The organism is Roseovarius salinarum (genome assembly GCF_002834145.1).
Lineage (GTDB): Bacteria > Pseudomonadota > Alphaproteobacteria > Rhodobacterales > Rhodobacteraceae > Roseovarius > Roseovarius salinarum.
Map to the genome: position 1 here is coordinate 71,356 of NZ_PHNT01000016.1, position 23,278 is coordinate 94,633.

The 23,278-nt window shown below is 69.6% G+C and carries 24 protein-coding genes; 19 read left to right on the plus strand and 5 right to left on the minus strand.

Annotated features, from left to right (window positions below; all coding sequences use genetic code 11):
* The first annotated feature begins 3 nt into the window (after nucleotides 1–3).
* The 8 genes from ppk2 (at nucleotide 4) to CEF10_RS13825 (ending at nucleotide 9,188) form a co-directional block, all read left to right on the plus strand.
* Nucleotides 4–873: a polyphosphate kinase 2 gene (gene ppk2, locus CEF10_RS13790; RefSeq protein ID WP_101068757.1), complete on the plus strand. Its 870-nt coding sequence runs from the start codon at nucleotides 4–6 to the stop codon at nucleotides 871–873.
* Nucleotides 866–1,483: a TetR/AcrR family transcriptional regulator gene (locus tag CEF10_RS13795; protein ID WP_101068758.1), complete on the plus strand. Its 618-nt coding sequence runs from the start codon at nucleotides 866–868 to the stop codon at nucleotides 1,481–1,483. Before ppk2 ends, CEF10_RS13795 begins: the two co-directional genes overlap by 8 nt.
* Nucleotides 1,484–1,665: 182 nt before the next feature.
* Nucleotides 1,666–2,457: a uracil-DNA glycosylase gene (locus CEF10_RS13800; RefSeq protein ID WP_101068759.1), complete on the plus strand. Its 792-nt coding sequence runs from the start codon at nucleotides 1,666–1,668 to the stop codon at nucleotides 2,455–2,457.
* Nucleotides 2,454–3,053: a metallophosphoesterase family protein gene (locus tag CEF10_RS13805; protein WP_101068760.1), complete on the plus strand. Its 600-nt coding sequence runs from the start codon at nucleotides 2,454–2,456 to the stop codon at nucleotides 3,051–3,053. The genes CEF10_RS13800 and CEF10_RS13805 overlap by 4 nt, the downstream gene beginning before the upstream one ends.
* The gene (locus tag CEF10_RS13810) at nucleotides 3,050–3,673 is read left to right on the plus strand and encodes a LysE family translocator (protein ID WP_101068761.1); all 624 of its coding nucleotides are present in this window, start codon (nucleotides 3,050–3,052) and stop codon (nucleotides 3,671–3,673) included. The genes CEF10_RS13805 and CEF10_RS13810 overlap by 4 nt, the downstream gene beginning before the upstream one ends.
* A 6-nt stretch (nucleotides 3,674–3,679) precedes the next feature.
* On the plus strand, nucleotides 3,680–4,222 hold the full coding sequence (gene moaB, locus CEF10_RS13815; RefSeq protein WP_101068762.1) for a molybdenum cofactor biosynthesis protein B: 543 nt from the start codon (nucleotides 3,680–3,682) through the stop codon (nucleotides 4,220–4,222).
* 94 nt (nucleotides 4,223–4,316) lie between these two features.
* On the plus strand, nucleotides 4,317–5,786 hold the full coding sequence (locus CEF10_RS13820; protein WP_101068763.1) for an efflux RND transporter periplasmic adaptor subunit: 1,470 nt from the start codon (nucleotides 4,317–4,319) through the stop codon (nucleotides 5,784–5,786).
* Nucleotides 5,787–5,789: 3 nt separating this feature from the next.
* Nucleotides 5,790–9,188 (plus strand): efflux RND transporter permease subunit, encoded by a 3,399-nt coding sequence (locus tag CEF10_RS13825; RefSeq protein ID WP_101068764.1) that lies wholly within the window; start codon nucleotides 5,790–5,792, stop codon nucleotides 9,186–9,188.
* Here the strand turns inward: CEF10_RS13825 and CEF10_RS13830 are convergent.
* Entirely contained in the window at nucleotides 9,185–9,994 is an 810-nt protein-coding gene (locus CEF10_RS13830) for a protein-disulfide reductase DsbD domain-containing protein (RefSeq protein ID WP_101068782.1), read from the minus strand. The two genes, CEF10_RS13825 and CEF10_RS13830, sit on opposite strands and share 4 nt — an antisense overlap.
* Nucleotides 9,995–10,149: 155 nt before the next feature.
* Here CEF10_RS13830 and CEF10_RS13835 point away from each other — a divergent pair, with 155 nt between their 5' ends.
* Entirely contained in the window at nucleotides 10,150–10,716 is a 567-nt protein-coding gene (locus CEF10_RS13835; protein ID WP_269801328.1) for a YqgE/AlgH family protein, read from the plus strand.
* Nucleotides 10,717–10,825: 109 nt separating this feature from the next.
* Here the strand turns inward: CEF10_RS13835 and CEF10_RS13840 are convergent, their stop codons facing one another.
* Nucleotides 10,826–11,773 (minus strand): L-threonylcarbamoyladenylate synthase, encoded by a 948-nt coding sequence (locus CEF10_RS13840; protein ID WP_101068765.1) that lies wholly within the window; start codon nucleotides 11,771–11,773, stop codon nucleotides 10,826–10,828.
* A gap of 132 nt (nucleotides 11,774–11,905) precedes the next feature.
* On the opposite strand from CEF10_RS13840, the gene CEF10_RS13845 reads away from it, so the two are divergent.
* From CEF10_RS13845 to CEF10_RS13860, 4 genes are all read left to right on the plus strand, one after another.
* On the plus strand, nucleotides 11,906–13,621 hold the full coding sequence (locus CEF10_RS13845) for an acyl-CoA dehydrogenase (protein WP_101068766.1): 1,716 nt from the start codon (nucleotides 11,906–11,908) through the stop codon (nucleotides 13,619–13,621).
* A complete protein-coding gene (locus tag CEF10_RS13850) occupies nucleotides 13,621–14,676 on the plus strand; it encodes an MBL fold metallo-hydrolase (protein ID WP_101068784.1) in 1,056 nt (351 codons plus the stop codon). Before CEF10_RS13845 ends, CEF10_RS13850 begins: the two co-directional genes overlap by 1 nt.
* Nucleotides 14,677–14,829: 153 nt before the next feature.
* On the plus strand, nucleotides 14,830–14,964 hold the full coding sequence (locus CEF10_RS13855) for an aa3-type cytochrome c oxidase subunit IV (protein WP_101068767.1): 135 nt from the start codon (nucleotides 14,830–14,832) through the stop codon (nucleotides 14,962–14,964).
* Nucleotides 14,965–14,990: 26 nt separating this feature from the next.
* A complete protein-coding gene (locus CEF10_RS13860; protein ID WP_101068768.1) occupies nucleotides 14,991–15,611 on the plus strand; it encodes a hypothetical protein in 621 nt (206 codons plus the stop codon).
* A gap of 19 nt (nucleotides 15,612–15,630) precedes the next feature.
* Here CEF10_RS13860 and CEF10_RS13865 read toward each other — a convergent pair whose 3' ends face one another.
* On the minus strand, nucleotides 15,631–15,954 hold the full coding sequence (locus tag CEF10_RS13865; RefSeq protein ID WP_101068769.1) for an AzlD domain-containing protein: 324 nt from the start codon (nucleotides 15,952–15,954) through the stop codon (nucleotides 15,631–15,633).
* Nucleotides 15,951–16,664 (minus strand): AzlC family ABC transporter permease, encoded by a 714-nt coding sequence (locus CEF10_RS13870; protein ID WP_101068770.1) that lies wholly within the window; start codon nucleotides 16,662–16,664, stop codon nucleotides 15,951–15,953. The genes CEF10_RS13865 and CEF10_RS13870 overlap by 4 nt, the downstream gene beginning before the upstream one ends.
* A 54-nt stretch (nucleotides 16,665–16,718) precedes the next feature.
* Here CEF10_RS13870 and CEF10_RS13875 point away from each other — a divergent pair, with 54 nt between their 5' ends.
* The 4 genes from CEF10_RS13875 to CEF10_RS13890 all read left to right on the plus strand — a co-directional run bounded on the left by CEF10_RS13875 (nucleotide 16,719) and on the right by CEF10_RS13890 (nucleotide 20,893).
* Complete coding sequence (locus CEF10_RS13875) at nucleotides 16,719–17,609, plus strand: formate dehydrogenase accessory sulfurtransferase FdhD (RefSeq protein WP_101068771.1); 891 nt, start codon at nucleotides 16,719–16,721, stop codon at nucleotides 17,607–17,609.
* 85 nt (nucleotides 17,610–17,694) lie between these two features.
* Entirely contained in the window at nucleotides 17,695–18,297 is a 603-nt protein-coding gene (gene mobA, locus CEF10_RS13880) for a molybdenum cofactor guanylyltransferase MobA (protein ID WP_101068772.1), read from the plus strand.
* Entirely contained in the window at nucleotides 18,294–18,785 is a 492-nt protein-coding gene (mobB, locus tag CEF10_RS13885; protein ID WP_101068773.1) for a molybdopterin-guanine dinucleotide biosynthesis protein B, read from the plus strand. The genes mobA and mobB overlap by 4 nt, the downstream gene beginning before the upstream one ends.
* On the plus strand, nucleotides 18,782–20,893 hold the full coding sequence (locus tag CEF10_RS13890; RefSeq protein WP_101068774.1) for a molybdopterin-binding protein: 2,112 nt from the start codon (nucleotides 18,782–18,784) through the stop codon (nucleotides 20,891–20,893). Before mobB ends, CEF10_RS13890 begins: the two co-directional genes overlap by 4 nt.
* Here the strand turns inward: CEF10_RS13890 and CEF10_RS13895 are convergent.
* Nucleotides 20,887–22,254 (minus strand): cytochrome P450, encoded by a 1,368-nt coding sequence (locus CEF10_RS13895; protein WP_101068775.1) that lies wholly within the window; start codon nucleotides 22,252–22,254, stop codon nucleotides 20,887–20,889. The two genes, CEF10_RS13890 and CEF10_RS13895, sit on opposite strands and share 7 nt — an antisense overlap.
* 111 nt (nucleotides 22,255–22,365) lie before the next feature.
* Here CEF10_RS13895 and CEF10_RS13900 point away from each other — a divergent pair, with 111 nt between their 5' ends.
* Together CEF10_RS13900 and CEF10_RS13905 are read left to right on the plus strand one after the other, a co-directional pair.
* Entirely contained in the window at nucleotides 22,366–23,016 is a 651-nt protein-coding gene (locus tag CEF10_RS13900) for a hypothetical protein (protein ID WP_198586208.1), read from the plus strand.
* A 126-nt stretch (nucleotides 23,017–23,142) separates the two neighbouring features.
* The coding region (locus CEF10_RS13905; RefSeq protein ID WP_232796516.1) for a GTP-binding protein at nucleotides 23,143–23,278 on the plus strand (136 nt) is incomplete at its 3' end.

Consider the following 23,278-nt stretch of genomic DNA (forward strand, 5'->3'; position numbering starts at 1 on the left):
CCGATGGAGCTGCCATTCGACGGCGCGATCACCGACTATTTCGAGAACCACGCGCCCAAGCACGTGCGTCAGGCCATCAAGCGCGCGGACAAGGACGATGTCCTCGATCCCGGGTACCCGCACTCCGAACGCATGCCGCGCAAGGCCTACGACAAGGAACTGCGCACCCTGCAGACCGAGCTGGCGAAGCTGCAGGCCTGGACCCGCGCCAACGGCACCCGCATCGTTTGCGTGTTCGAGGGGCGCGACGCCGCCGGGAAGGGTGGCACGATCAAGCGCTTCCGCGAGCACCTGAACCCCCGCGGCGCCCGCGTGGTGGCGCTTGGAACGCCCGGCGAACGCGAGAAGAGCCAGTGGTACTTCCAGCGCTACGTCTATCACCTTCCCGCCGCCGGAGAGATCGTTTTCTACGACCGAAGCTGGTACAACCGCGGTGTCGTCGAGAAGGTCTTCGATTTCTGCACCGAGGCCGAGCGCACGCATTTCTTCCACCAGGTCGGGGATTTCGAGAAGATGCTGGTGGACGAGGGCGTGCACCTGTTCAAGTTCTGGCTCAACGTCGGCCGGGCCGAGCAACTGCGCCGCTTCCTCAAGCGCGAGCGTGATCCCCTGAAGCAATGGAAACTCAGCCGGATCGACGTGGAGGGGCTGAGCCGCTGGGACGACTACACCGCCGCGATCGGGGAGACGCTGACCCTGTCGCACACGGTCGACGCCCCTTGGACGGTGATCCGCTCGGACGACAAGCGACGGGCGCGTCTCGAGGCGTTGCGCCATGTCCTGAGCAACATCGACTACGCGCGAAAGAAGCCGAAAGCGCTCGGCCGTGCCGACACGGCGGTCTGCGCGGGCCCAGAAATCTGGGATGCCTAAACGCGGCTACCATCACGGCAACCTGCGCCAGGCGCTTGTCGAGGCGGCGCTCGCGCTGATCGAGGCGAAGGGGCCGGCGGGATTCACCCTGTCGGAGGCGGCCAAGCAGGCCGGTGTCACCCCGGCGGCGGTCTATCGCCACTTCGGCGGGCGCGACGACCTGATCGCGGAAGCCGCCCGGCAGGGATACGAGATCTTCGGGGACGTGATGCAATACGCCTACGACAGCGGCCAGCCCTCGGCGCTGGAGGCCTTCGAGGCCACGGGGCGGGCCTATCTCGCCTTCGCGCGGCAGCACCCCGGCCATTACATCGCCATGTTCGAAAGCGGCGTGTCGGTGAACCGCACGCCCGAACTGGCCGCCGCGGCCGCGCGCGCCCGCGGCGTGCTCGAGCAGGCGGCCGGTGACCTGAGCCGGCACATACCGGCCGACCGGCGGCCGCCGGCCTCGATGTTCTCGGCACATGTCTGGGCGATGAGCCACGGGGTCGTGGAGCTGTTCGCGCGCAACGCGCCCGGCGCCCAGGCGCCCTACGACCCGCAAGCGCTGCTGGAGGCGGGGATCGGGATCTACCTGCGCGGGCTCGGCCTGATCGACCCTGACCGCTGAGCCGGCCGGGTGTTGCCAAGCGGTGCGCGCTGGCGCGCGCGCAGGTTTGTCTCGGCCCCGGCCTGCGGCCGTGGCCTCGGGTGGCCTTCGGCGAGAGTATTTGACGCAAGGTGAAGCGCGTGTCGCATCGGGCCCGGGCGTGGCGGCTTTCACGGGGCGCGTCCAGGGGATAGGCTGGCGGCATGGAATCGGGCCAGGACATCCGCGCGCTGCGGGACCTGCTGGCGTGGCAGGTGGAACTCGGCGCGACCGAGGCGATCGGGGACGCGCCGGTGAACCGCTATGCGCTGGCCGCGGGCGAGGCCGCACCCGGGAGCGCGGCGGCCCGCACCGAGGCCGCGCCACCCGCCGAAAGGACGCGAGAGGACGATCCCGTTGCCGTCGCCAAGGATCTGGCCGAGGGCGCGCGGGACCTTGCGGCGTTGCGCGCGGCCATCGCGGCGTTCGAGCACTGCGACCTCAAGCGCGGGGCGCGCAACCTCGTCTTCTGTGACGGCAACCCGGCGGCGCGGGTGATGATCGTCGGCGAGGCGCCGGGGCGTGACGAGGACCGCGAGGGCAAGCCCTTCGTTGGCCGTGCCGGGCGGCTGCTGGACCGCATGCTGGCCGAGATCGGGCTGTCTCGTGCTGCGGAGGCGCCGGAGCACGCCGTTTATATCACCAACGTCCTGCCGTGGCGCCCGCCGCAGAACCGCGACCCGAAGCCGGACGAGATCGCGATGTTGTTGCCCTTCGTGAAACGGCACGTGGCCCTGGTGGATCCGGCCGTCGTGGTCCTGATGGGCAACATCAGTTGCCAGGCCGCGCTGGGGCGCCGGGGCATAACGCGTTTGCGGGGGCATTGGACGGAAGGTTACGGTCGGCCCGCCTTGCCGATGTTCCATCCCGCCTACCTGTTGCGGAACCCGGCGGCCAAGCGCGAGGCCTGGGCCGACATGCTGGAGTTGAAGGCGCGCCTGGAGGAGGGGCCATGAAGATCCTGGCGTTTTCCGACGTTCACCACGACGCGGCCCGTGCGAGGGCGCTGGTCGCGGCGGCGGGCGAGGCCGACCTCGTGATCGGAGCCGGCGATTTCTGCAACATGCGCCGCGGGCTGGCCGAGGCGATGGCCCGTTTCGAGGGGATCGCGGTGCCCTTCGTGATCGTACCCGGCAACGCCGAGAGCGACGCGGAGCTGCGTGCCGCGGCGCCGTCCGGGGCCGGGGTGCTGCACGGCACGGGGACGGAGGTCGCCGGCCTGCGGATCTTCGGGCTGGGGTATGGCGTTCCGGTCACCCCCTTCGGCGCGTGGTCGTGCGACCTGTCGGAAGCGCAGGCAGAGGAAATGCTGTCGCGCTGTGCGGGCGCCGACATCCTCGTAACCCACTCGCCGCCAAAGGGCGTGGCGGACCGGACCTCCGGCGGCGAGTCGGTGGGCTCGACCGCCATCCGGGACGCGATCGAGCGGCTGGCGCCCGCGCTGGCCGTGTGCGGTCATGTGCACGACAGCTGGGGCGAGGAGGGCGTGATCGGGGCCAGCCGGGTGGTCAACCTCGGCCCGCGGCCCAACTGGTTCGAGGTCACGCCGTGATCGACCCCGTGCTACTGGCGGCTTTCGTGCCTGCGGCGCTGCTGCTCAATCTCACGCCGGGCGCCGACATGGTGTTCTGCCTCGGCCAGGGGCTGCGCGCGGGCACGCGCGCCGGCGTGGCGGCCAGCGCGGGCATCTCGGCGGGGGTGCTGGTGCATGTTGCGCTTGCCGGGCTGGGGCTGGGCGCGGCCGTGGCCGCGGCGCCCTGGCTGTTCGAGGCGATCCGCTGGGCCGGCGTGGCCTACCTGCTGTGGCTCGCCGTTGGTGCGCTGCGGGTCACTGCTCCCGTGGCGAGGCCAGTTGTCCCGGCGTCCGCCCGGCGCGCGTTCCGCGACGGGTTCGCCGTGAACCTGATGAACCCCAAGGTGATCCTGTTCGTCCTGGCCTTCGTCCCGCAGTTCGTGGATACGTCCCGGGGGCCGGTGCTGATCCAGTTCCTGATGCTCGGCGCGGTCATCGCGGTGGGCGGATTCGCGATCAACGCACTTGTGGGCGTCTTCGCCGGCCGTATCGGCGGGTGGATCACGCGCTCGAACCGGGTGTCACGGGGGCTGGGCGCGGCGACGGCCGCGATCTTCACCGCGCTCGCCGTTCGGCTGGCGTTTCTGGAAAGGGCATGAGGTGGCATGAGTTCGATGGACGAGAGCAAGGATTTCATCCCCGTGCGCTTCGCGGTACTGACCGTGAGCGACACGCGCCACGTGGAGCAGGACCGCTCCGGCGAGGTGCTGGTCGGCCGGATCGAGGCGGCGGGCCACGCCGTTGCCGACCGGATGATCGTGCGCGACGAGCGTGACCAGATCACCGACCAGCTGCGCGAATGGATCGGGCGCGACGACGTGGACGTGGTGATCTCTACCGGCGGCACGGGGCTGACCGGGCGGGACGTGACCGTCGAGGCCCACCGAGAGGTCTACGAAAAGGAAATCGACGCGTTCGGCACGGTTTTCACCATGGTATCGTTCGGCAAGATCGGCACCAGCGCCGTTCAGTCCCGCGCCACCGGGGGCGTGGCCGACGGCACGTACCTGTTCGCGTTGCCCGGCAGCCCCGGCGCCTGCAAGGATGCATGGGACGAGATCCTGGAACTGCAGTTCGACTACCGCCACCGCCCCTGCAATTTCGTCGAGATCCTGCCGCGGCTGGACGAGGCGCAACGGCGCAAGTGACGCAGGCGGCCGCGGCGGGCGGCGCTTGGCATTTGCCGTTCAGGCCTTAAGTTGAACCATTGGGCCGTCGCGGCATCATGTCGGGTACTCAACCATGCGGTTTCTGCGCCACAGCCTGGTCGGCTTGTTCCTGCTGTCGCTGACAGCCGGCCTTCTGGTCTATGCCGGTCATCTCGTCACGCAGGCGGTGCAGGACAGCATGTCGCGCGAGCCTCCGGCGAGGGAACGCCGGGAACGTGTTTTTGCCGTGAACGTCGAGACGGCGCAGGAAAGGACCGTCACGCCCGTGTTGTCCGCGTTCGGCGAGATCCGCAGCCGCCGAACGCTCGAGATCCGGGCGCGCGTCGGCGGCGCGCTCGTGGAACTGGCCCGGGGATTCGAGGACGGCGGGGAGGTATCGAAAGGGCAGCTGCTGGCGCGCGTCGACCCGGCGGATGCCAAGGCCGCGCTCGACCGGGCCCGGACGGACCTGATGGATGCGCGTGCCGAGACACGCGAGGCGGAACGCGCGCTCGAGTTGGCGAAGGACGAACTGGCCGCCGCGCGCGACCAGCAGGATCTGCGCGAGCGCGCCTACAAGCGACAGAAGGATCTGCAGGATCGGGGTGTGGGCACGCAGGCCAGCGTGGAAACCGCCGAGCTGGCCGCGGCGCAGGCGCGGCAGGCGGTGCTGTCGCGGCGCCAGGCGGTGGCGCAGGCCGAGGCGCGCGTGGACCAGGCCGAGACGCGGCTCGCCCGTGCCCGGATCGACGTGGCCGAGGCCGAGCGCCGGCTGGCCGATACCCGCATCACCGCCGGGTTCGACGGAACGCTGAGCGATGTCTCGGTGGTCGAGGGCGGGCTTGTTTCCCCGAACGAACGCCTGGGCCGCCTGGTCGACCCCGATGCGCTGGAGGTTGCGTTCCGGGTCTCCACGGGGCGCTACGCGCGGCTGCTCGGCGACGACGGAACGCTCATCGATGCGCCGGTGACGGTCACGCTGGATGTCGACGGCGTCGAGCTGGTCGCGCGCGGCACCCTGAGCCGCGACAGCGCCGCGGTCGGCGAAGGGCAGACCGGCCGGCGCCTTTATGCCCGCCTGGACCGCGCGCCGGGCTTCAAGCCGGGCGATTTCGTGAAGGTCGAGATAGATGAGCCCGAGCTTTCAAACGTGGTAAGGCTGCCGTCATCCGCTCTCGGCCCGGACGGGGACGTGCTCGTGCTGGGCAGCGAGAACCGGCTGGAGTCGGTGCAGGTGGAGCTCTTGCGAAGGCAAGGCGACGATATCCTCGTGCGCGCGACGGCACTGGACGGGCGCGAGGTTGTCACGAAACGCTCGCCCCTGCTTGGCGCGGGCGTCAAGGTGCGCCCGCTGCGGCAGGACCACGGGGCGGCGCGTGCGCGCGAGGGCGGTGAAGCAGCCATGCTGGACCTGAGTGCGGAGCGACGCGCGCGACTGGTCGATTTCATCCGCCGCAGCCCGGAGATGCCGGAGGACGTGAAGGCGCGCCTTCTGGCACAACTCGAACAGCGACGGGTGCCCGCGCGGATGGTCCGGCGGCTGGAAGGCCGGATGGGGGGCTAGGGCATGGTCCGCCGCATCCCCGGCGCCGCGGGCGGCGTGCTGTCCTATTTCACGCGGCACCGCACCGCTGCGAACCTTTTGCTGCTGGTTCTCATAATTCTCGGGCTGGCGGCGATGCCGCGGATGCGGGCCCAGTTCTTTCCCGATGTCGTCGTCGACAGCGTGACCGTCTCGATCGCGTGGCAGGGGGCGGGGCCCCAGGACGTGGACCGCGCCATCGTGCAGGTGCTCGACCCCGCGCTCATGGCCGTCGAGGGCGTTGAAACCTCCTCGGCCACCAGCCGCGAGGGCCTGGCCCGCATCCGGCTGGAGTTCGAACCGGGCTGGGACATGGCGCGCGCCGCGGCCGACGTGCGCTCGGCCGTGGACGGGGTGACGACCCTGCCCGCGGCCGCGGAGGAGCCGGAAGTGCGCCGTGGCACCTGGTACGACCGCGTCACCGACGTGGTGATCACCGGCCCCGTGGAGACCCGCCAACTGGGCCTGTATGCCGATGAACTGGTGCAGCGGCTGTTCGAGGCCGGCGTGACGCGCACCACGATCCGCGGTGTCGCCGCGCCGCAGACCATCGTCGAGGTGCCGGTGATCAACCTCATGGCCCACGACGTGACCATGGCGGAGATCGCGCAGGCCGTCGGTGCCGAGGTCGAGTCGGATCCCGCCGGCGACGTCGAGGGCGCCAACGCCCGCGTGCGCACCGGCATCGAGAAGCGCGCGCCGGAGACGATCGAGGGGATCGTGCTGCGCTCGCGTCCCGACGGGTCCAAGTTGACCGTGGGCGATGTCGCGCGGGTCAGGGTCGAGGGGATCACGCGCGACCGGAGCTACTTTGTCGGAGACGAGCCGGCGATGGCGATCCGCGTGAACCGTTCGGCGCGCGGCGACGCCATCGAGATACAAGAAAAGGTGGAGGAGATCGCCGAGGAGATGGTCCGCACGCTGCCCGAGGGCGTTGGCATCGAGCTGATCCGCACGCGTGCCGACTACATCTCCGGCCGGCTCGACATCCTCAAGAACAACGGGCTGACAGGGCTGGCGCTGGTCGTGGGGCTGTTGTTCCTGTTCCTCAATGTCCGCACGGCCTTCTGGGTGGCGGCCGGGATCCCCGTCGCGATGACGGCGGCCATCGCGCTGATGTACGCGGCCGGGCTGACCATCAACATGGTGTCACTGTTCGCGTTGATCATCACGCTTGGCATCGTGGTGGACGATGCCATCGTCGTGGGCGAACATGCCGACGCCCGCGCCCGGAACCTGGGCGAAGGGCCGGTCACGGCCGCCGAGAATGCCGCGCGGCGCATGGCACTGCCGGTGTTCTCGGCCACGCTGACGACGCTGATCGCGTTTTTCGGGCTGGTGGCCATCGGCGGGCGGTTCGGCGACCTGATTGCCGATATCCCGTTCACCGTCATCGTCGTGCTCGCCGCGTCGCTGGTCGAATGCTTCCTGATCCTGCCCAACCACATGTCCCACGCGCTGCGGCACACCGGCAAGCGCCACTGGTACGACTTTCCGAGCCGCGTGGTGAACCGCGGCTTCGTCTGGCTGCGCGAACGCGCGTTCCGTCCGGCCATGGGGTGGGTCGTGCGGGCGCGCTACCCGGTGCTGGCGGGCACGGTGCTGCTGTTGTCCAGCCAGGCGGCGCTGTTCGTGAGCGGCGAGGTCACGTGGCGCTTCTTCAACGCCCCCGAACGCGGCAGCGTCAGCGGCAATTTCGCCATGGCGCCCGGCGCCACGCGCGCCGACAGCCTGGAGATGATGCGCGAGATGCAGCGCGCGACCGAGGCGCTGGGCGCGGAATACGAGGCGCGGCACGGGCGGAACCCGCTGAAATACGTGATGGCCCAGGTGGGCGGCAACGCCGGCCGCGGCCTGGCGGGAACGGAGACGAAGGACGCCGATCTTCTGGGCGGCATCTCGATCGAGCTGATCGACGCGGATCTGCGTCCCTATTCCAGTTTCGCCTTCGTGGCCGAATTGCAGGAGCGCGTCGAGCGCCACCCGCTGGCCGAGGAGGTCAGCTTTCGGGGTCATCGTTCGGGTCCCGGCGGCGACGCGCTGGCGGTGGAGTTCTTCGGCGCCGACGCGCAAACGCTGAAGGCCGCGGCCGAGGCGCTGAAGGCGGCCCTGGGGCGGTTTCCCGAGGTGTCTGCCCTGCAGGACGACCTGACCTACGACAAGCAGGAACTCGTGCTCGAACTGACCGCCAAGGGCCGCGCCCTGGGATTCACGACCGACGGCCTGGGGCGGGTGGTGCGCCACCGTCTGAACGGAATCGAGGCGGCGACCTATCCGCTGGGCCCGCGCAGCGCCGAGGTGCGCGTCGAGCTTCCCGAGGGTGCGCTGACCGCCGATTTCCTGCGGGGCAGCATGATGCGCACGCCCGACGGCGCATACGTGCCTTTGGCCGACATCGTGCGGGTGTCAGAGCGCCGGGGTTTCGCCACGGTGCGGCGTGAAAACGGCGTCGCGGTCGTCAGCGTGACCGGGGATATCTCCGAGGATGATCCCGCACGGGCTGCAACGATCACCGAGACGCTGCAGGACGACATCCTTCCGCGCATCGCGGGCGAACAGCAGGTCGAGTGGCGGATGTCCGGGCTGGCCGAGCAGGAGCGCGACTTCCTGTCGGACGCGCGAACCGGTCTGATCCTGACGCTGGCGGGCATCTACCTCGTTCTGGCCTGGGTGTTCTCCAGCTGGACCCGCCCGCTGGTCGTGATGGCGATCATTCCGTTCGGACTGGTCGGGACGATCTGGGGGCACTACCTCTGGGGCGTGCCGTTGAGCATGTTCACCGTCGTCGGCCTGCTCGGCATGACCGGGATCATCATCAACGATTCCATCGTTCTGGTCACCACCATCGACGAACACGCGGCCCGGCGCGGACTGCTCCCGGCAATCGTGGAAGGGGCCGTCGACCGGCTGCGGCCCGTTCTTCTGACGACCATGACCACGGTGCTCGGGCTGACGCCGCTGCTTTACGAGGGCTCCAGCCAGGCCGAGTTCCTCAAGCCCACGGTGATCACGCTGGTTTACGGGTTGGGCTTCGGAATGTTCCTGGTGCTGCTGGTCGTGCCCGCGCTCATCGCCGTGCAGCACGATCTGTCGCGCCAATGGACGGCGGCGCGCCGCGGGATGCGGTTCCGTGCCATCGGGGTGCGCGCGGCCCTTCTCTCGGGCGGCGTGGCCATCCTGGCGTGGCTGGGTGCGACACTGGTGCCGGTGCTGGTCACCGGCGGGCTGCCCGCGCCGCTGACGCGGCTGTGGCCGGCCCTGGCCGAAGCACCGGCGCCGATGGCGGCACTGGCTGTCTTCGCGGCGGGCGCGGCGGCGATCTGCCTGGTGCTCTACCTCGGCGTCGGTTCGATACTTGCGGTCCGGCGGCGCCGTGTGGGCTAGGGGGCGGGGCAGCCGCGGATATCGACGGCGCGGCCGTGGCCCAGGACGGTGATCCGCAGGCCCGAGCGGTTCACACCGAATGCCCGGCCGTCGACATGCGCCATTTCGGTTTCCGCGACCAGCCATTCGCCCTTGCGCTCGACCCGGGGCTGCGCCAGCCAGACGTCTGGGTCGTCGGCCTCCACGATGACCATTTCGCGTCCGCCCACCGGCGGCATGCGGATCTCGGCGCGCAGGCCGAGCCCATCGTCGCGCGGACTCAGGCGGCAGCGCACTTGCCCGACGCCGGCTTCGTCCGCCGAAAGCGGTTGGCTGGCCAGCGCGGCGACGATCCGCGGGTCGCGGTCGGCGGCATCTGCCGGCAGCCTGGCCGAAACGTGCAGGCTGACCGGGACGCAGACCTCCTTGCACACGCCAATGTCGAGCTTGCCCGACAACGCGATCGGACGGTCGGGATCGTCCGGCGAAAGCGTCAGTGGCAGCGTCACCTGCTCGGTGAACCCGATGGTGCGCACGCCGCTTTGCATGATGACCTCCGGCGCGGGCCAGGTGATCGCCGAATCGCGAAGATTGCTTGAAGCGCCCCAGTCGAACCGCGGGGGGATGCCCGCATCGCCGGGCGCGCGCCAATAGGTTTTCCAGCCGTCGTGCAGCGTGAACTGCAACGCCGCGACGTGCCGGCCGTCGGACTGGCGCCAGCCGGTGAGAATGCGCGCGTCGATCATGTCGTCGGGGCCGACGGCCCGTGCCGGGATCGCGGCCAGAACGGTGAGGACGAAGATAAGGCGATGAACAAGGGCTGTCATGGTATCGACATGGCCCATCCTGCCGCGATTGCCAACTCACATTCGGGCGAGGACGGAGTCGCGGCACACGTCTCAGGATGCTTGCGCCGGGCCGCTGCCCACCCCATGTTGGCCATGAGGCGACGGCCGAGACGCCGAGAACGGGAGCCAGACGCGTGAGCCATGACATCGACCTGACCGGAAAGCTGCTGATCGCGATGCCGGGGATGGGCGATCCGCGATTCGAACACTCTGTCGTGTTCGTGTGCGCGCATTCCGACGAGGGGGCGATGGGGCTGATCGTCAACAAGCCGACGGGTGATCTTCAGCTGCGTGAATTGCTCGAACAGCTGTCGATCGACGCGGGCGCGCAGACGCCCGAGATGGCGGTGCACCTTGGCGGGCCCGTCGAGCATGGCCGCGGCTTCGTCCTGCACGAGCGCGGCTATGAATCCTCGATCTCGACACTGGAGGTGGACGCGGATTTCGCGATGACCGCGACGCTCGACATTCTCGAGGATATCGCCGCCGGGCGCGGACCGTGGCGCGCGATCATGGCGCTGGGCTATGCCGGCTGGGGGCCGGGGCAACTCGAGGCCGAACTCGCGCAGAACGGCTGGCTCACCTGTGAGGCCGACAAGCGGCTGGTCTTCGACACCCCCGACGGCGAGAAATGGGAAGCTGCGCTCAAGACTCTGGGAATCAGCGCCCTGACGCTTTCGGCAGACGCCGGACACGCCTGAGCGATACGCGCTGTTGCGCGCGCCGCCTGCCTTGTCCGGGGCCGGTGGCCGCATCGTCCGGCCTTGGTTGCCCACAGGATCGACCCTACGGCCGGGGCGCGCCCCGGAATCAGGGCCGGGGTGCGGCGGCGCGGCGCAGCCGGTCGTTGATTGCCCGGCCCAGTCCGGTATCGGGGATCGGCGAGACCGCGATGGCGGTGGCCCCCTGCGCGTCCAGCCTGTGAAGGTGGCCGAAAAGATTGGCTGCGGCCTCTGAAAGGTCGCCTGCACGCGACAGGTTGAGGTCGCATTGCACGTCGCCGAATCCCAGCATGCGTTCGCGAGGCCCGGCCGCTTCGGCGTTCAGTCGAAGGGTGGCCCCCGGCGCGTAGTGCGAGGCCATCTGCCCCGGCGCGGTCAGCGACCCGCCCTCGTCCTGCCGCGGGAGTGGCTGGCCGAGGGCGGCCTCGATCACCTCGGCGGGCAGGCCGCCCGGCCGCAACAAGACCGGTGTGTCCCAAAGGCCGACGATCGTCGATTCGATGCCCACCGGGCAGCGGCCGCCGTCGATCACGGCGTCGATACGGTCCCCCAGCCCGGCGAGGACGTGCCCGGCCGTGGTGGGGCTGATGCGGCCGGCCGGGTTCGCCGATGGCGCGGCGACGGGTCCGCCGAAGGCGTGCAAGAGCGATTGTGCCACCGGATGAGCGGGGACGCGGACGGCGAGGGTGTCGCGCCCTGCGGTGACCAGCGGCGAGATCCCGGCGCTTGCGCGCAGGGGCAGGACCAGCGTCAGCGGTCCGGGCCAGAACGCGCGCGCCAGGACCTCGGCCTCGTGCGGCCACGCCACGAAGCGTTGCGCGGTCCCGATGCTGTCGACATGCGCGATCAGCGGGTTGAACCGCGGCCTTTGCTTGGCCTCGAAGATCCCGGCCACCGCACGACCCTGCCGCGCATCCGCGCCGAGGCCGTAGACGGTTTCGGTCGGGAAGGCCACGCAACCGCCGTCACGCAGGATCGCGGCGGCGCGGGCATAGCCGCTGCAATCGGGAAGAAGGATTTCGGCGGTGGACGGCATGGCGGGGTCTGACGTGGCGTTCGGGTTGATGAAACGGGCGCGCGGGTTACGCTAGCCCTGAGGATGCCCTCGCATACAGGGCGGGGTGGCGGATGCCAATATGCCGCCTTTGGCCAAGATCGGGAGGTCAGGATGCCATATCGCGCACCGGTGAAAGACTACCAGTTCCTATTCGACAACGTGATCGGCCTTGACGCGGTGCAGCAGACCGAACGCTTCGCCGAAGCCACGCCCGAGACCGCGGCGGCGATCCTGACCGAGGCGGGACGGATGTGTGAACAGGTGCTTGCCCCGCTGCAGCGCGAGGGCGACCTGCACCCGGCACACCTTGAAAACGGCGTGGTCCGCACGAGCCCCGGTTTCGCGGAAGGCTATCGCGCGATCGCCGACGGCGGCTGGGTCGCGATCAGCGCCGACCCGGAGCACGGCGGCATGGGGCTGCCGATGACGCTGACCACCGCAGTCAACGAGATGATGGCATCGGCCTGCCTGAGCCTGCAGGTGTGCCCGCTGATGACACAGGGCCAGATCGAGGCGCTGGAAAACCACGCCGACGAGGACATCAAGGCGATTTACCTGCCCAAGCTGGTCAGTGGCGCGTGGAGCGGCACGATGAACCTGACCGAGCCGCAGGCGGGCAGCGACGTCGGTGCGCTCAAGACGCAAGCCGAGCCCAACGGCGACGGCACATACGCGGTCACGGGCCAGAAGATCTACATCAGCTGGGGCGACAACGATTTCGCCGAAAACGTCTGCCACCTGGTCCTGGCGCGGCTGCCCGACGGAAAGCCGGGCACGAAGGGCACCAGCCTTTTCCTCGTGCCCAAGTACATCCCCGACCCGGACGGGGCGCCCGGCCAGCCCAACGACCTCAAGGTCGTCAGCCTGGAACACAAGATGGGCCTGCACGGCAGCCCGACCGCGGTGATGCAATACGATGGCGCAACCGGCTGGCTGATCGGCGCGCCACACGACGGCATGCGCGCGATGTTCACCATGATGAACAACGCCCGTCTCGGGGTCGGCGGACAGGGCATCGGCGCGGCCGAGGGGGCCTATCAGCATGCCCTCGGATATGCGCTGGAACGCCGCCAGGGGCGCGTGCCGATCGAGGATGGCACGGGCACGATCGCAGACCACGCCGACGTGCGGCGGATGTTGCTGACGATGCAGGCCGAGGTCTTTGCCGCGCGTGCCATCGCATTGGCCTGTGCGGCGGCCATCGACATGGAAACCGCGACGCGCGCGCAGGACTGGACGGCGCGGGCGGCGTTGCTGACGCCGATCGCCAAGGCCTGGGGGACCGAAACCGGCATCGCGGTCAGCGACATCGGTATCCAGGTGCACGGCGGCATGGGCTACATCGAGGAAACCGGTGCGGCCCAGTATCTGCGGGATGTGCGCGTCACCACGATCTACGAGGGCACCACGGGCATCCAGGCGATGGACCTCGTGGGCCGCAAGCTGGCGGATGCTGGCGAGGCGGCTTTTTCCCTGATCGACGAGATCGAGGCCGATGCCGAGGTGGCGCGCGGAGGCTTGCCGGAGTTGGCGGAACCCGTCTGGCAGGCCTGCGAAAGCCTGCGCGAGGCCATCGACTGGATGGTGGCGCATGACCCGAATGACCGGTTCGCCGGCGCGGTGCCCTTCCTGCGCGCCTTTGCCCGCGTGCTCGGTGGGCATTTCCACCTGACGGCGGCCCGCGCCGAAGGTGGAAACGGGCCGCGCACGGCACTTGCCCGGTTCTACATCACGCGGTTGCTGCCGGAACACGCGGCGCACATCGCCCACGCCACGGCCGGGGCGGATGACCTATACGCGGTCGGCGCGGAGGACCTCGGCGCATGATGGACGGCCAGGTCAACGGCATCCGCCACCCCTGGCCGGAGCCGCCCGGCGAAGGCGAAGCGACCGAGGTGGCCGAGGGCGTGCTCTGGCTGCGGTTGCCGCTGCCGATGAAGCTCGACCATGTCAACGTCTTCGCGCTGGATGACGGCGCCGACGGCTGGACGATCGTGGACACCGGCCTGGCGTCGCGGCGCGGCCGCGCGATCTGGCAGGCCCTGATGGATGGTCCGCTTGCCGGCAAGCCGGTGTCGCGTGTCGTCGTGACCCATCATCATCCCGATCACGTCGGTCTGGCCGGCTGGTTCATGGAGCGGGGCGCGCGTCTGTGGATGCCGCGCACCGCGCTCCTGATGGCGCGCATGCTGACGCTGGACGTGCAGGAGACCTGGCCCGAGGAGACGCTGGCCTTCTACCGGGGTGCCGGGATGCGCGAAGACATCTACGAAGCGCGCAAGGCCGATCGGCCGTTCAATTTCGCGGATACGGTTCATCCCATCCCGCTGGGTTATCGCCGGATCACCCAGGGCGAAGTGGTGCGCATGGGCGGGCGCGACTGGACCGTGCGCATGGGTGGCGGCCATGCCCCCGAACACGCGACCTTCTGGAGCGCCGATTGCAACCTCGTGCTGGGCGGCGACCAGTTGCTGCCCTCGATCAGCCCCAACATCGGCGTCTACCCCACCGAACCCGAGGCCGATCCCCTGTCCGACTGGCTGGCGGCCTGCGACCGCCTTGTGTCTCATGCCCGCGAGGATCACCTCGTGCTGCCGGGTCACAAGCTGCCCTTCACCGGGTTGCCACTGCGCTTGCGGCAGCTTGCCGACAATCACCACGGGGCGCTTGCGCGGCTGGAGGCGCATCTTTCGGCACCACGCACGGCGGCCGAGTGCTTCATGCCGATCTTCAAGCGCGAGGTCGGCGATGGCGAATACGGTCTCGCGCTGGTCGAGGCGCTGGCGCACTGCCTGCACCTCTGGCACGCCGGCCGGGTCCGCCGGGGCCGGTCCGGCGATGCCTGGACGTGGCAGACCATCCGGTCCGGCAGCGGCGGCTGAGGCGGCGCCGGTATTGTTCGCGTTCATGGACCAGGGGCGCCGGCGCGGCCGTTTTGGCCGCACACGCGGCAACGGTGTCCCAAAGGTGATGACAGCCGTGCCGAAATGCAGTATCTCGGCGATGAAACGTGACATTCGAGGGATCGCAACGACATGGCCGAACACGAGCATGGGAACATGGACATCGAAGAGCAGGAGAAGACCTTCGAGGGCTTCGTGAAAGCGTCGGCCTGGGTGGCCGGGCTGTCCATCGCCGTTATCGTCTTCATCGGGTTGATCAACGGCTGACATCCAGTCCGGGGTTGGGGGACGGCATGAAACGATCACTGCTTGCGCTCGGCGCGGCCATGCTTCTGGGCGCCTGCGCCGGTCAGTCGGTCTGGGCGCCCGACAACGAGGTGACCAAGGCCGCCTACCGCCATGACGGGCCGCCGCGGCTCACGCTCTACACGATGATCAACAACAACACGGGGGCCGGTGCGCATTCCTCGTTGATGGTCAACGCCTCGCAAAGGGTGGTCTTCGATCCGGCCGGATCGTTCAAGCACGAGACGCTGCCGGAACGTAACGACGTGGTCTACGGCATCACGCCCCAGGTGGCCGATGTCTACACGCGATTTCATGCGCGCGAGACCTATCACGTGAAGGTGCAGAAGCTCGACGTGCCGCCGGAGGTGGCGGAACAGGCGATGCAGGCGGTCATGGCCTACGGTGCGGTCCCGCCGGCCCAGTGTTCGCTGAGCACCTCGCGCGTGCTGTCGGGGCTGCCCGGCTTCGGCGATATCCGCACGACCTGGTTTCCCAAGCAGTTGGCCGAACAGTTCGCGCAGGTGCCCGGCGTGACCGAAGAGGTGCTGTACGAATACGACAGCGACGACAACAGCAAGGTGCTCGAGGAATGGGATCCCGAGCGCGTGGCACGCGCCGACAGCTAGGTGGCGGCGCGCCAGCGCATCAGCCCAGCAGGTAAAGTCCGGCGTATAGTGTCGCGGCCCCCAGCAGGATCGCGGCGACGACATTGCGGCTGAACAGTCCGGTTGCCAGCGTCACGGCAGCCGCAGCCAGTCGCGGCGGGTCGAGCTGCCCGCCCGTGGCCGAGGGCCAGACGACAAGGGGGGCGACAAGCCCCGGAAGCACGGCCACCGCGGTGTAGCGCAGGTGCCGCAGGATCCAGGGCGGCAGTTGGCGATCGCCGATCACGCCCGTGAAGACGAAGCGCAACCCGAAGGTGCCCAGCCCCAGCAGCACGATCACCGTCCAGACCGCCACCTCATTCATGGCAGCAGGCTTTCGGGATCGCGGCGTTCGATCTCGGCGCCGGTCATCATCCCTGCCAGAGCGGCCACCAGCAGGCCGAGGTTGTAGGGCAGGAACGCGAACACCAGCGCGGTGACGACCGAGACGAAGGCGGCCGCCATGTGCGCGCGGGTGCGCAGCATCGGCCCGATCAGCGCGAGGAAGGTGATCGGTACCGCGAAATCCAGCGCGAGCCCGTCCGGGATCGCGTTGCCCGCCAGCGCACCCACCAGCGTGAAGACATACCACAGCGGGCAGATCGGCGTGACCGTTCCGAAGAAATAGCCCAGCTTTTGCGCAACGGACCAGTCCGGGTTCCGGTCGTAGGCCAGAACCGAACAGGCATAGGTCTGATCGACGGTGAAATAGGCCACCAGCGCGCGTTGCCACAGCGTGGCGGCGCCCAGGTGCGGCGTCAGCGATGCCGAATACATCGCCATGCGCAGGTTGACCGTGAGCGCCGACACCAGCGCGATCACCGTCGGGGCGTCGTTCTTGAGAAGTTCCACGGCGGTGAACTGTGCGGCGCCGGCGATGACCAGCACGGAAAACGCCATGGTCTCGACCACGTCGAGCCCGGCCTCGGTGGCGACCACCCCGAACAGCAGCGCGAAGGGACACACCACCAGCAGGAACGGCGCGCCGTCGCGCACGCCCTGCCAATAGGCGGATTTCGTGGTTTCTGTCGCCAACGCTTGCCCCTAGATTGACTCGCACGTAGCCCGCATAGTGCTTGCGCGAAGGAGATGCAATTGACGGCAAAGGTGGACCCGGCCGACTATATCATCGCCCCCGACCCGGAAGGCGCGGGGCTGACCCGCACGGTCGAGGGCGTGGACCACGACGGCACCCCCGCCACCGCCGCGGTGGTGGAGGAACGGCCCCTGACGATCTTCCTGAACGGGCAGGAGATCGTCACGGCCATGACGATCGGGGATTATCCCGAGTACCTGGCGCTCGGGTTCCTGCGCAACCAGGGCATGCTGGCCGACACCGAGACGGTTGAGCGCGTGGACTACGACGCCGACCTCGACACCGTCATCGTGCGCACCGACGGGCAGACGCGCTACGAGGAGAAGCTGAAGAAGAAGACGCGCACCTCCGGCTGCGCGGTCGGTACCGTGTTCGGCGACATGATGGAGGGGCTGGAGGCGGTCGAGCTGCCGGAGGCGTCGGTGCGCACCTCGCACCTCTATACCCTGGCCTCCACGATCAATCGCACGCCGTCGCTCTACCTTGCGGCCGGTGCCATCCACGGTACCGTCCTGTGCCGCGGCGACCGGCCGCTGGTCTACATGGAGGACGTGGGCCGCCACAACGCGGTGGACAAGATCGCCGGCTGGATGTTCTCCGAGGGCGTCGCAGCCGGCGACAAGACGCTGTACACCACCGGGCGGCTGACCTCAGAGATGGTGATCAAGACCGCGCTCATGGGCATCCCGGTGCTCGCCTCGCGCTCCGGCTTCACCGCCTGGGGGGTCGAGATCGCGCGGCAGGTGAACCTCACGCTGATCGGCCGGCTCAAGGGCAAGCGGTTCCTGTGCCTGTCGGGCGCGGACCGTGTTCACCGCGATGCCGACCCGGGAGCCGTGCCCGAGGAATCGGCCCGCCACCGCCGAAAGGGAGAGCGCGCATGACGCCGGCCGCCGGGCCAATTTTCTTCAAAGAAAATTGGCAAGAAAATTCGAATTTTCTTGCCGCACCCGGCGGGAAGGGCGCGGCATGAGCCAGCCGTTGGGTGTCATCCTCGCCGGGGGGCGGGCCACGCGCATGGGCGGTGGCGACAAGGCGCTGCTGACGCTGGGAGAGGGCTGTCTGCTCGACCAGGTGACCGCCCGCCTGTCGCCGCAGGTGGCGGGGCTGGCGCTCAATGCCAACGGCGATCCCGCGCGCTTCGCGCGTTTCGGGTTGCCGGTTCTGCCCGACAGCGTGGCGGGCTTTCCCGGGCCGCTGGCAGGTGTGCTGGCCGGTTTGGACTGGGCGGCCGGGCAGGGGGCCGAAACCGTGGTCAGTGTCGCCGGCGACACGCCGTTCTTTCCCTGCGACCTCGTCCCGCGGCTGTTGTGCGCGGCCGAGGGCATGGAGGCGCCGCTGGCGCTGGCGGCGACCTCCGAGGGGCGCCACCCGACCTTCGGCCTCTGGCCGGTGGCGTTGCGCGATGATCTGCGCGCCGCGCTTGAAGGCGGCCTGCGCAAGGTCGTCGAGTGGACGGACGCCCACGGCGGCCGCACGGCCCTGTTCAATGAGGCGGGCGACCCGTTCTTCAACGTGAACACGCCCGAGGATCTGGCGCGCGCACGTGCGATGGCCGGGGGCGGGCCATGAGGCTTTATGGCATCGTCGGTTGGAAGAACAGCGGCAAGACCGGGCTGATGGAACGGCTGGTGACCGAGATGACGGGCCGCGGGCTGAGCGTTTCGACGCTCAAGCACGCGCACCACAGCTTCGACGTGGACCAGCCGGGCAAGGACAGTTACCGCCACCGCCATGCCGGCGCATCCGAGGTGCTTCTGGCCTCGGCCAACCGCTGGGTCCTGATGAACGAGTTGCGCGGCGCGCCGGAGCCCGCCCTGCCGGAGCTTCTGGATCGTCTGTCGCCGGTCGACCTGGTGCTGGTCGAGGGCTACAAGCGGGATTCGCACCCCAAGGTCGAAGCGCACCGCGCCGCGACAGGAAAGGCGCTGATCGCGCCGGGCGACCCGAGCGTTCGTGCCGTGGCCAGCGATGCGCACCCGACTATCGACCGGCCCGTTTTCTGCCTCGACGACACGGCCGTGATCGCCGATTTCATCTTGCGCGAGGTGGGGCTGTGACCGGTTTCGAGTCCATCGTGATGGTCGACTGGTCGGCGCGCTCCAAGCCTTCGCCGGCGCGCCCCGTGCGTGATGCGATCTGGATCGCGGTGCACGAGGGCGGCGAAACGCGGGTGAGTTATCACCGCACGCGGGCCGCCGCGCGGGATGCGCTTGTCACCCATTTCGACCGGGCGCTCGACGCGGGGCGGCGGGTGCTGGCGGGGTTCGATTTTCCCTTCGGCTACCCGCGCGGGTTCGCGCGCGCGGTGACGGGGCGGGCCGATCCGCTGGCGCTCTGGGCCGAGCTGGCCGAGAGGGTCGAGGACGCGCCCGACAACGCCAACAACCGCTTCGGCGTTGCCGCGCAGCTCAACCGGCTGTTTCCCGGAACCGGTCCCTTCTGGGGCTGTCCGCGCGACCACGAAACGCCCGACCTGCCGGCGCGGGGCAGCGACCGGGCGGGCCACGGCCTGCCCGAGCGACGGCAGGTCGAGCAGCGCCTGCGGCGCGCGCAGCCCGTTTGGAAGCTCTACACCACCGGGTCCGTCGGCTCGCAGGTGCTGCTGGGCCTGCCGATGCTGCAGGCAATGCGCCGGCGGTATGGTGACGCGCTGGCCGTCAGCCCGTTTGAACCCGCCGACGGGGCCCGGATCGTGCTGGCCGAGATCTACCCCTCGCTCCTGGCCGAGGAGATCGCGACACAGGCGGTGGAGGACGAGATCCCCGATGCCGCGCAGGTGCGCGTCACGGCCCGGACCCTTGCCGGTCTGGAGCCGGGCACGCTGGAGACCATGCTGGCCGAAGGCGATGCCGAGGAGGGCTGGATTCTCGGCGTGGGCCAGGAGGACGCGCTGCGCGCCGCTGCAACGCCCGCCCCGGCACCGCCACCCTTGCGCGATGATTGCTTCGCCATGCCCGCCGGCGTGGACTGGACGCCGGTGGAGGACGCGCTGGCGCGGCTGCGCGACCGGCTGCACCCTGTGGTGGGCCGTGAGGACTGCGCGGTTTCCGACAGCCCGGGCCGGGTTCTGGCCGCCCCGGTGACGGCCCGGCGCGCGCACCCGCCGCAGGCGAATTCCGCCGTTGACGGCTACGGCTTTGCCCATGACGCGCTGCCGCCGGGAGACCCGGTGCTTCCGCTGGTGCCCGGCCGCGCGGCGGCCGGCGTGCCGCTGGGCAAACCGGTGCCCGCCGGGCAGGCCGTGCGCATCCTGACCGGCGCGCCGTTGCCCGAGGGCGTCGATACCGTGGTTCTCGAGGAAGACGTGAACGACTCGGGCGGGTGCATCGCCTTTCGCGCTGGCATCCGCGCAGGCGCCAACACCCGCCCGGCCGGAGAGGACGTGGAGGACGGCGCGCGCATCCTTGACGCCGGCCGCCGCGTGACCCCGGCCGACGCGGCGCTGGCGGCCGCGACCGGTGTCGGCAGCCTGCCGGTGCGCGCGCGGCTGCAGGTCGCGGTGCTGTCGACCGGCGACGAACTGGCCGAGCCCGGCACGGAGGTCGCACCAAGCCGGATCCACGACGCCAACCGGCCGATGCTCGGTGGTCTCGTGCGCAGGTTCGGGTACGGTTTGCAGGACATGGGGCGCGTGCCCGATGATCGCGATGCGCTGCGCGCGCGTCTCGACGCGGCCGCCGACGTGGCGCATGTGATCCTGACCTCCGGCGGCGCCTCGGCGGGCGATGAGGATCATGTCTCCGCCCTGCTGAACGAATCCGGCGCGATGGCGGAATGGCGCATCGCGATCAAGCCGGGCCGCCCGCTGGCGCTGGGCCTGTGGCGCGGCGTGCCGGTCTTCGGGCTTCCGGGCAACCCGGTGGCGGCCATGGTCTGCACACTGGTGTTCGCGCGCCCGGCAATGGGCGTGCTCGCCGGCGAGGGATGGCGCGTTCCGCAGGGCGTCGAACTGCCCGCGGGGTTCGAGAAACGCAAGAAGCCGGGCCGGCGCGAATTCCTGCGGGCGCGGGTGCGTGCGGGGCGCGTCGAGGTGTTCCCCTCCGAAGGATCCGGGCGGGTCAGCGGGCTGAGCTGGGCCGAGGGCTTGGTGGAACTGGGCGACGGCGCGGCGACGATCACGCCGGGCGACCCAGTGCGCTACATCCCGTTCGAGGCATTCTACTGACGCGGGGCGGCGGGCTCGGCCTCCAGCCAGACGCCGCGCTCCGGCCGCAACGTCAGGATCATCACCGGGTCCGGGTCGCGGCCGGGCACGGGGCGGAACCGGAACCGCGCCAGCAGCGTGGCCAGAACGATCACCGCCTCCTGCATGGCAAAACGGGCGCCGATGCACACGCGGGGTCCATCGCCGAAGGGTAGATAGGCGAAACGGTCGATCGCCTTGCGATCGGCGAAGCGGTGCGGCCGGAACGCGTCGGGCGTGTCCCAGATCAACCGGCTTCGGTGCAGCGCGTAGATGGGCAACACGACCGTGTCGCCCGGCCGCACCTCGGCCCCCGCCAGCCGGTCGGCCGCGTGTGCCGTGCGCGAAACGATCGCCGCGGGCGGGTAGAGGCGCAGCGCCTCTTCCACGATCATGCGGATGAACGGCAGAGCGTCGAGGTCGTCCACGCCGGCGGCGCGCGTGCCCAGAACGGACTGCGCCTCGGCGCGGGCGCGGTCCTGCACCTGCTGGTCGAAGGCGCAGAGATAGAGCGACCACGCCAGTGAAAGCGCGGTGGTTTCGTGACCCGCCACGATGAATGTCAGCAGGTTGTCGCGCAACTCCGACCGGGTCATCCCGCGCCCCGTTTCGGGATCCTGCGCGGACATCAGCATGTCGAGCAGATCGGGCGCCGTCCCCGTGCCCCGCGCGCTGCGGGCCGCCACGGCGGCATCGGCCTCGGCCTTCATGGCCCCAACGCTTCGCTCGGCCATGAGCCGTTCGGGCCGCGGGATCCAGACCGGGAGCCCGAGGATGTCGAAAAAGGCGGGGCGCCCGACCTCGGCGATGAAGGTGTCGATGGCACGGTGCACGCCGGCCGCGTCGAAGCTGCCGTCGTCGGAGAAGCTGACCTCGGCGATCACGTCGAAGGTGGTGCGCACCATTTCCTGGCAAAGGTCGAGGGCCCGGTTTCCCGCCGCTGCAACCCGTTCGGCTGCGCGGTCGGCGGCGGCCGTCATCACCGGCGCGAGCGCGGACAGGTTGCGCTGCGAGAACACGGGCGCGGCGGCACGGCGCTGCCAGCGCCAGTGCGCGCCCTCGGCGACGAACAGGCTGTCGCCGATGGCCGGGCGCAGCATCGCCTTGGTGACCTCGGATTTCGGGTAGGCGTCGGGACGTTCCAACAGCACGCGGCGGATCGCGGCCGGGTCGGTGACCATGTGCCAGCGCGCACCGGTCCGGCCGGACACCACCGCCTGGTGCATCGTTGCCTCCGGCACGATGCCGAGCAGGTTGCGACGCGCGGCCAGGAAGCTTTCCACCGCGCCGAGGCGGCGTCGGGGCAGCGTCGCGCGGACCGGTATGCCGGTGGGTGTTGTCATCTCTCGACCTCTTCGCCGAGAACGTAGGCGTCACGCCGCGCCCGGCAACGGATTGCACGGCCTGCGCGGCTGCTGTATTCGGGCCGGGTGAAACGAGCACGGGGATCGTCCATGTTCCGCCTTTTTGCCATGCTGATCGCCGGGCTGGTCGTTGCCGGGTGCACCAATCCCAACGACCTGGACGGGCCGACGGCCGATCTCGGCGATTTCCACCTCGGTCACAACGTGGTGGTCGCCCCCAACCTCACGCAGGGCCCGGCCTCGCGCAAGGCCAGCAAGGAGGAGTGGATCGAGTCGATGAAGGCGGCCATCGACGAGCGGTTCAGCCGCTATGACGGCGACAGCCTTTATCACCTCGGGATCAGCGTCGAAGGCTATGTTCTGGCCATCCCCGGCGTGCCGGTGGTCGCGTCTCCGAAATCGGTTCTCATCATCAAGGTGACCGCCTGGGACGACGCCGCGGGCAAGAAGCTCAACGAGGAACCCGAACAGATCACCGTGGTCGAAACCCTTTCGGGAGAGACGGTGCTGGGTTCGGGGCTGACCCAGTCGAAAGAACAGCAGATGCGCAACCTTAGTCGCAACGCGTCCAAGCGCATCGAGACCTGGCTGGTCCAGCAGCACGCGCGGCACGGCTGGTTCGACGCAGACGAGGCCGCGACGGAAGAGCCCGCGCCGGCGGCCGCGGAAACCGCGGCGGAGGAAGACGCGGAAAGCGCCGATTCGGGGAAGGAACGCGTCGTCGAGGCGACCGAGGGCTGACCGCGCCCGCGGGGGTCTTCAACGGGCGATGAAGCGCTTGATTTTCGGCGCGCGAGCCAATAATAGGCGCGCGGAGCAAGCACCACGGGCCGTCCGGCCCTCCAACAGAACAAGGCGCCCAGAGATATGGCAAAGGAAAAGTTTGACCGTTCGAAACCGCACGTGAACATCGGGACGATTGGTCACGTTGACCACGGCAAGACGACGTTGACGGCTGCGATCACGAAGTATTTCGGTGATTTCCAGGCCTACGACAAGATTG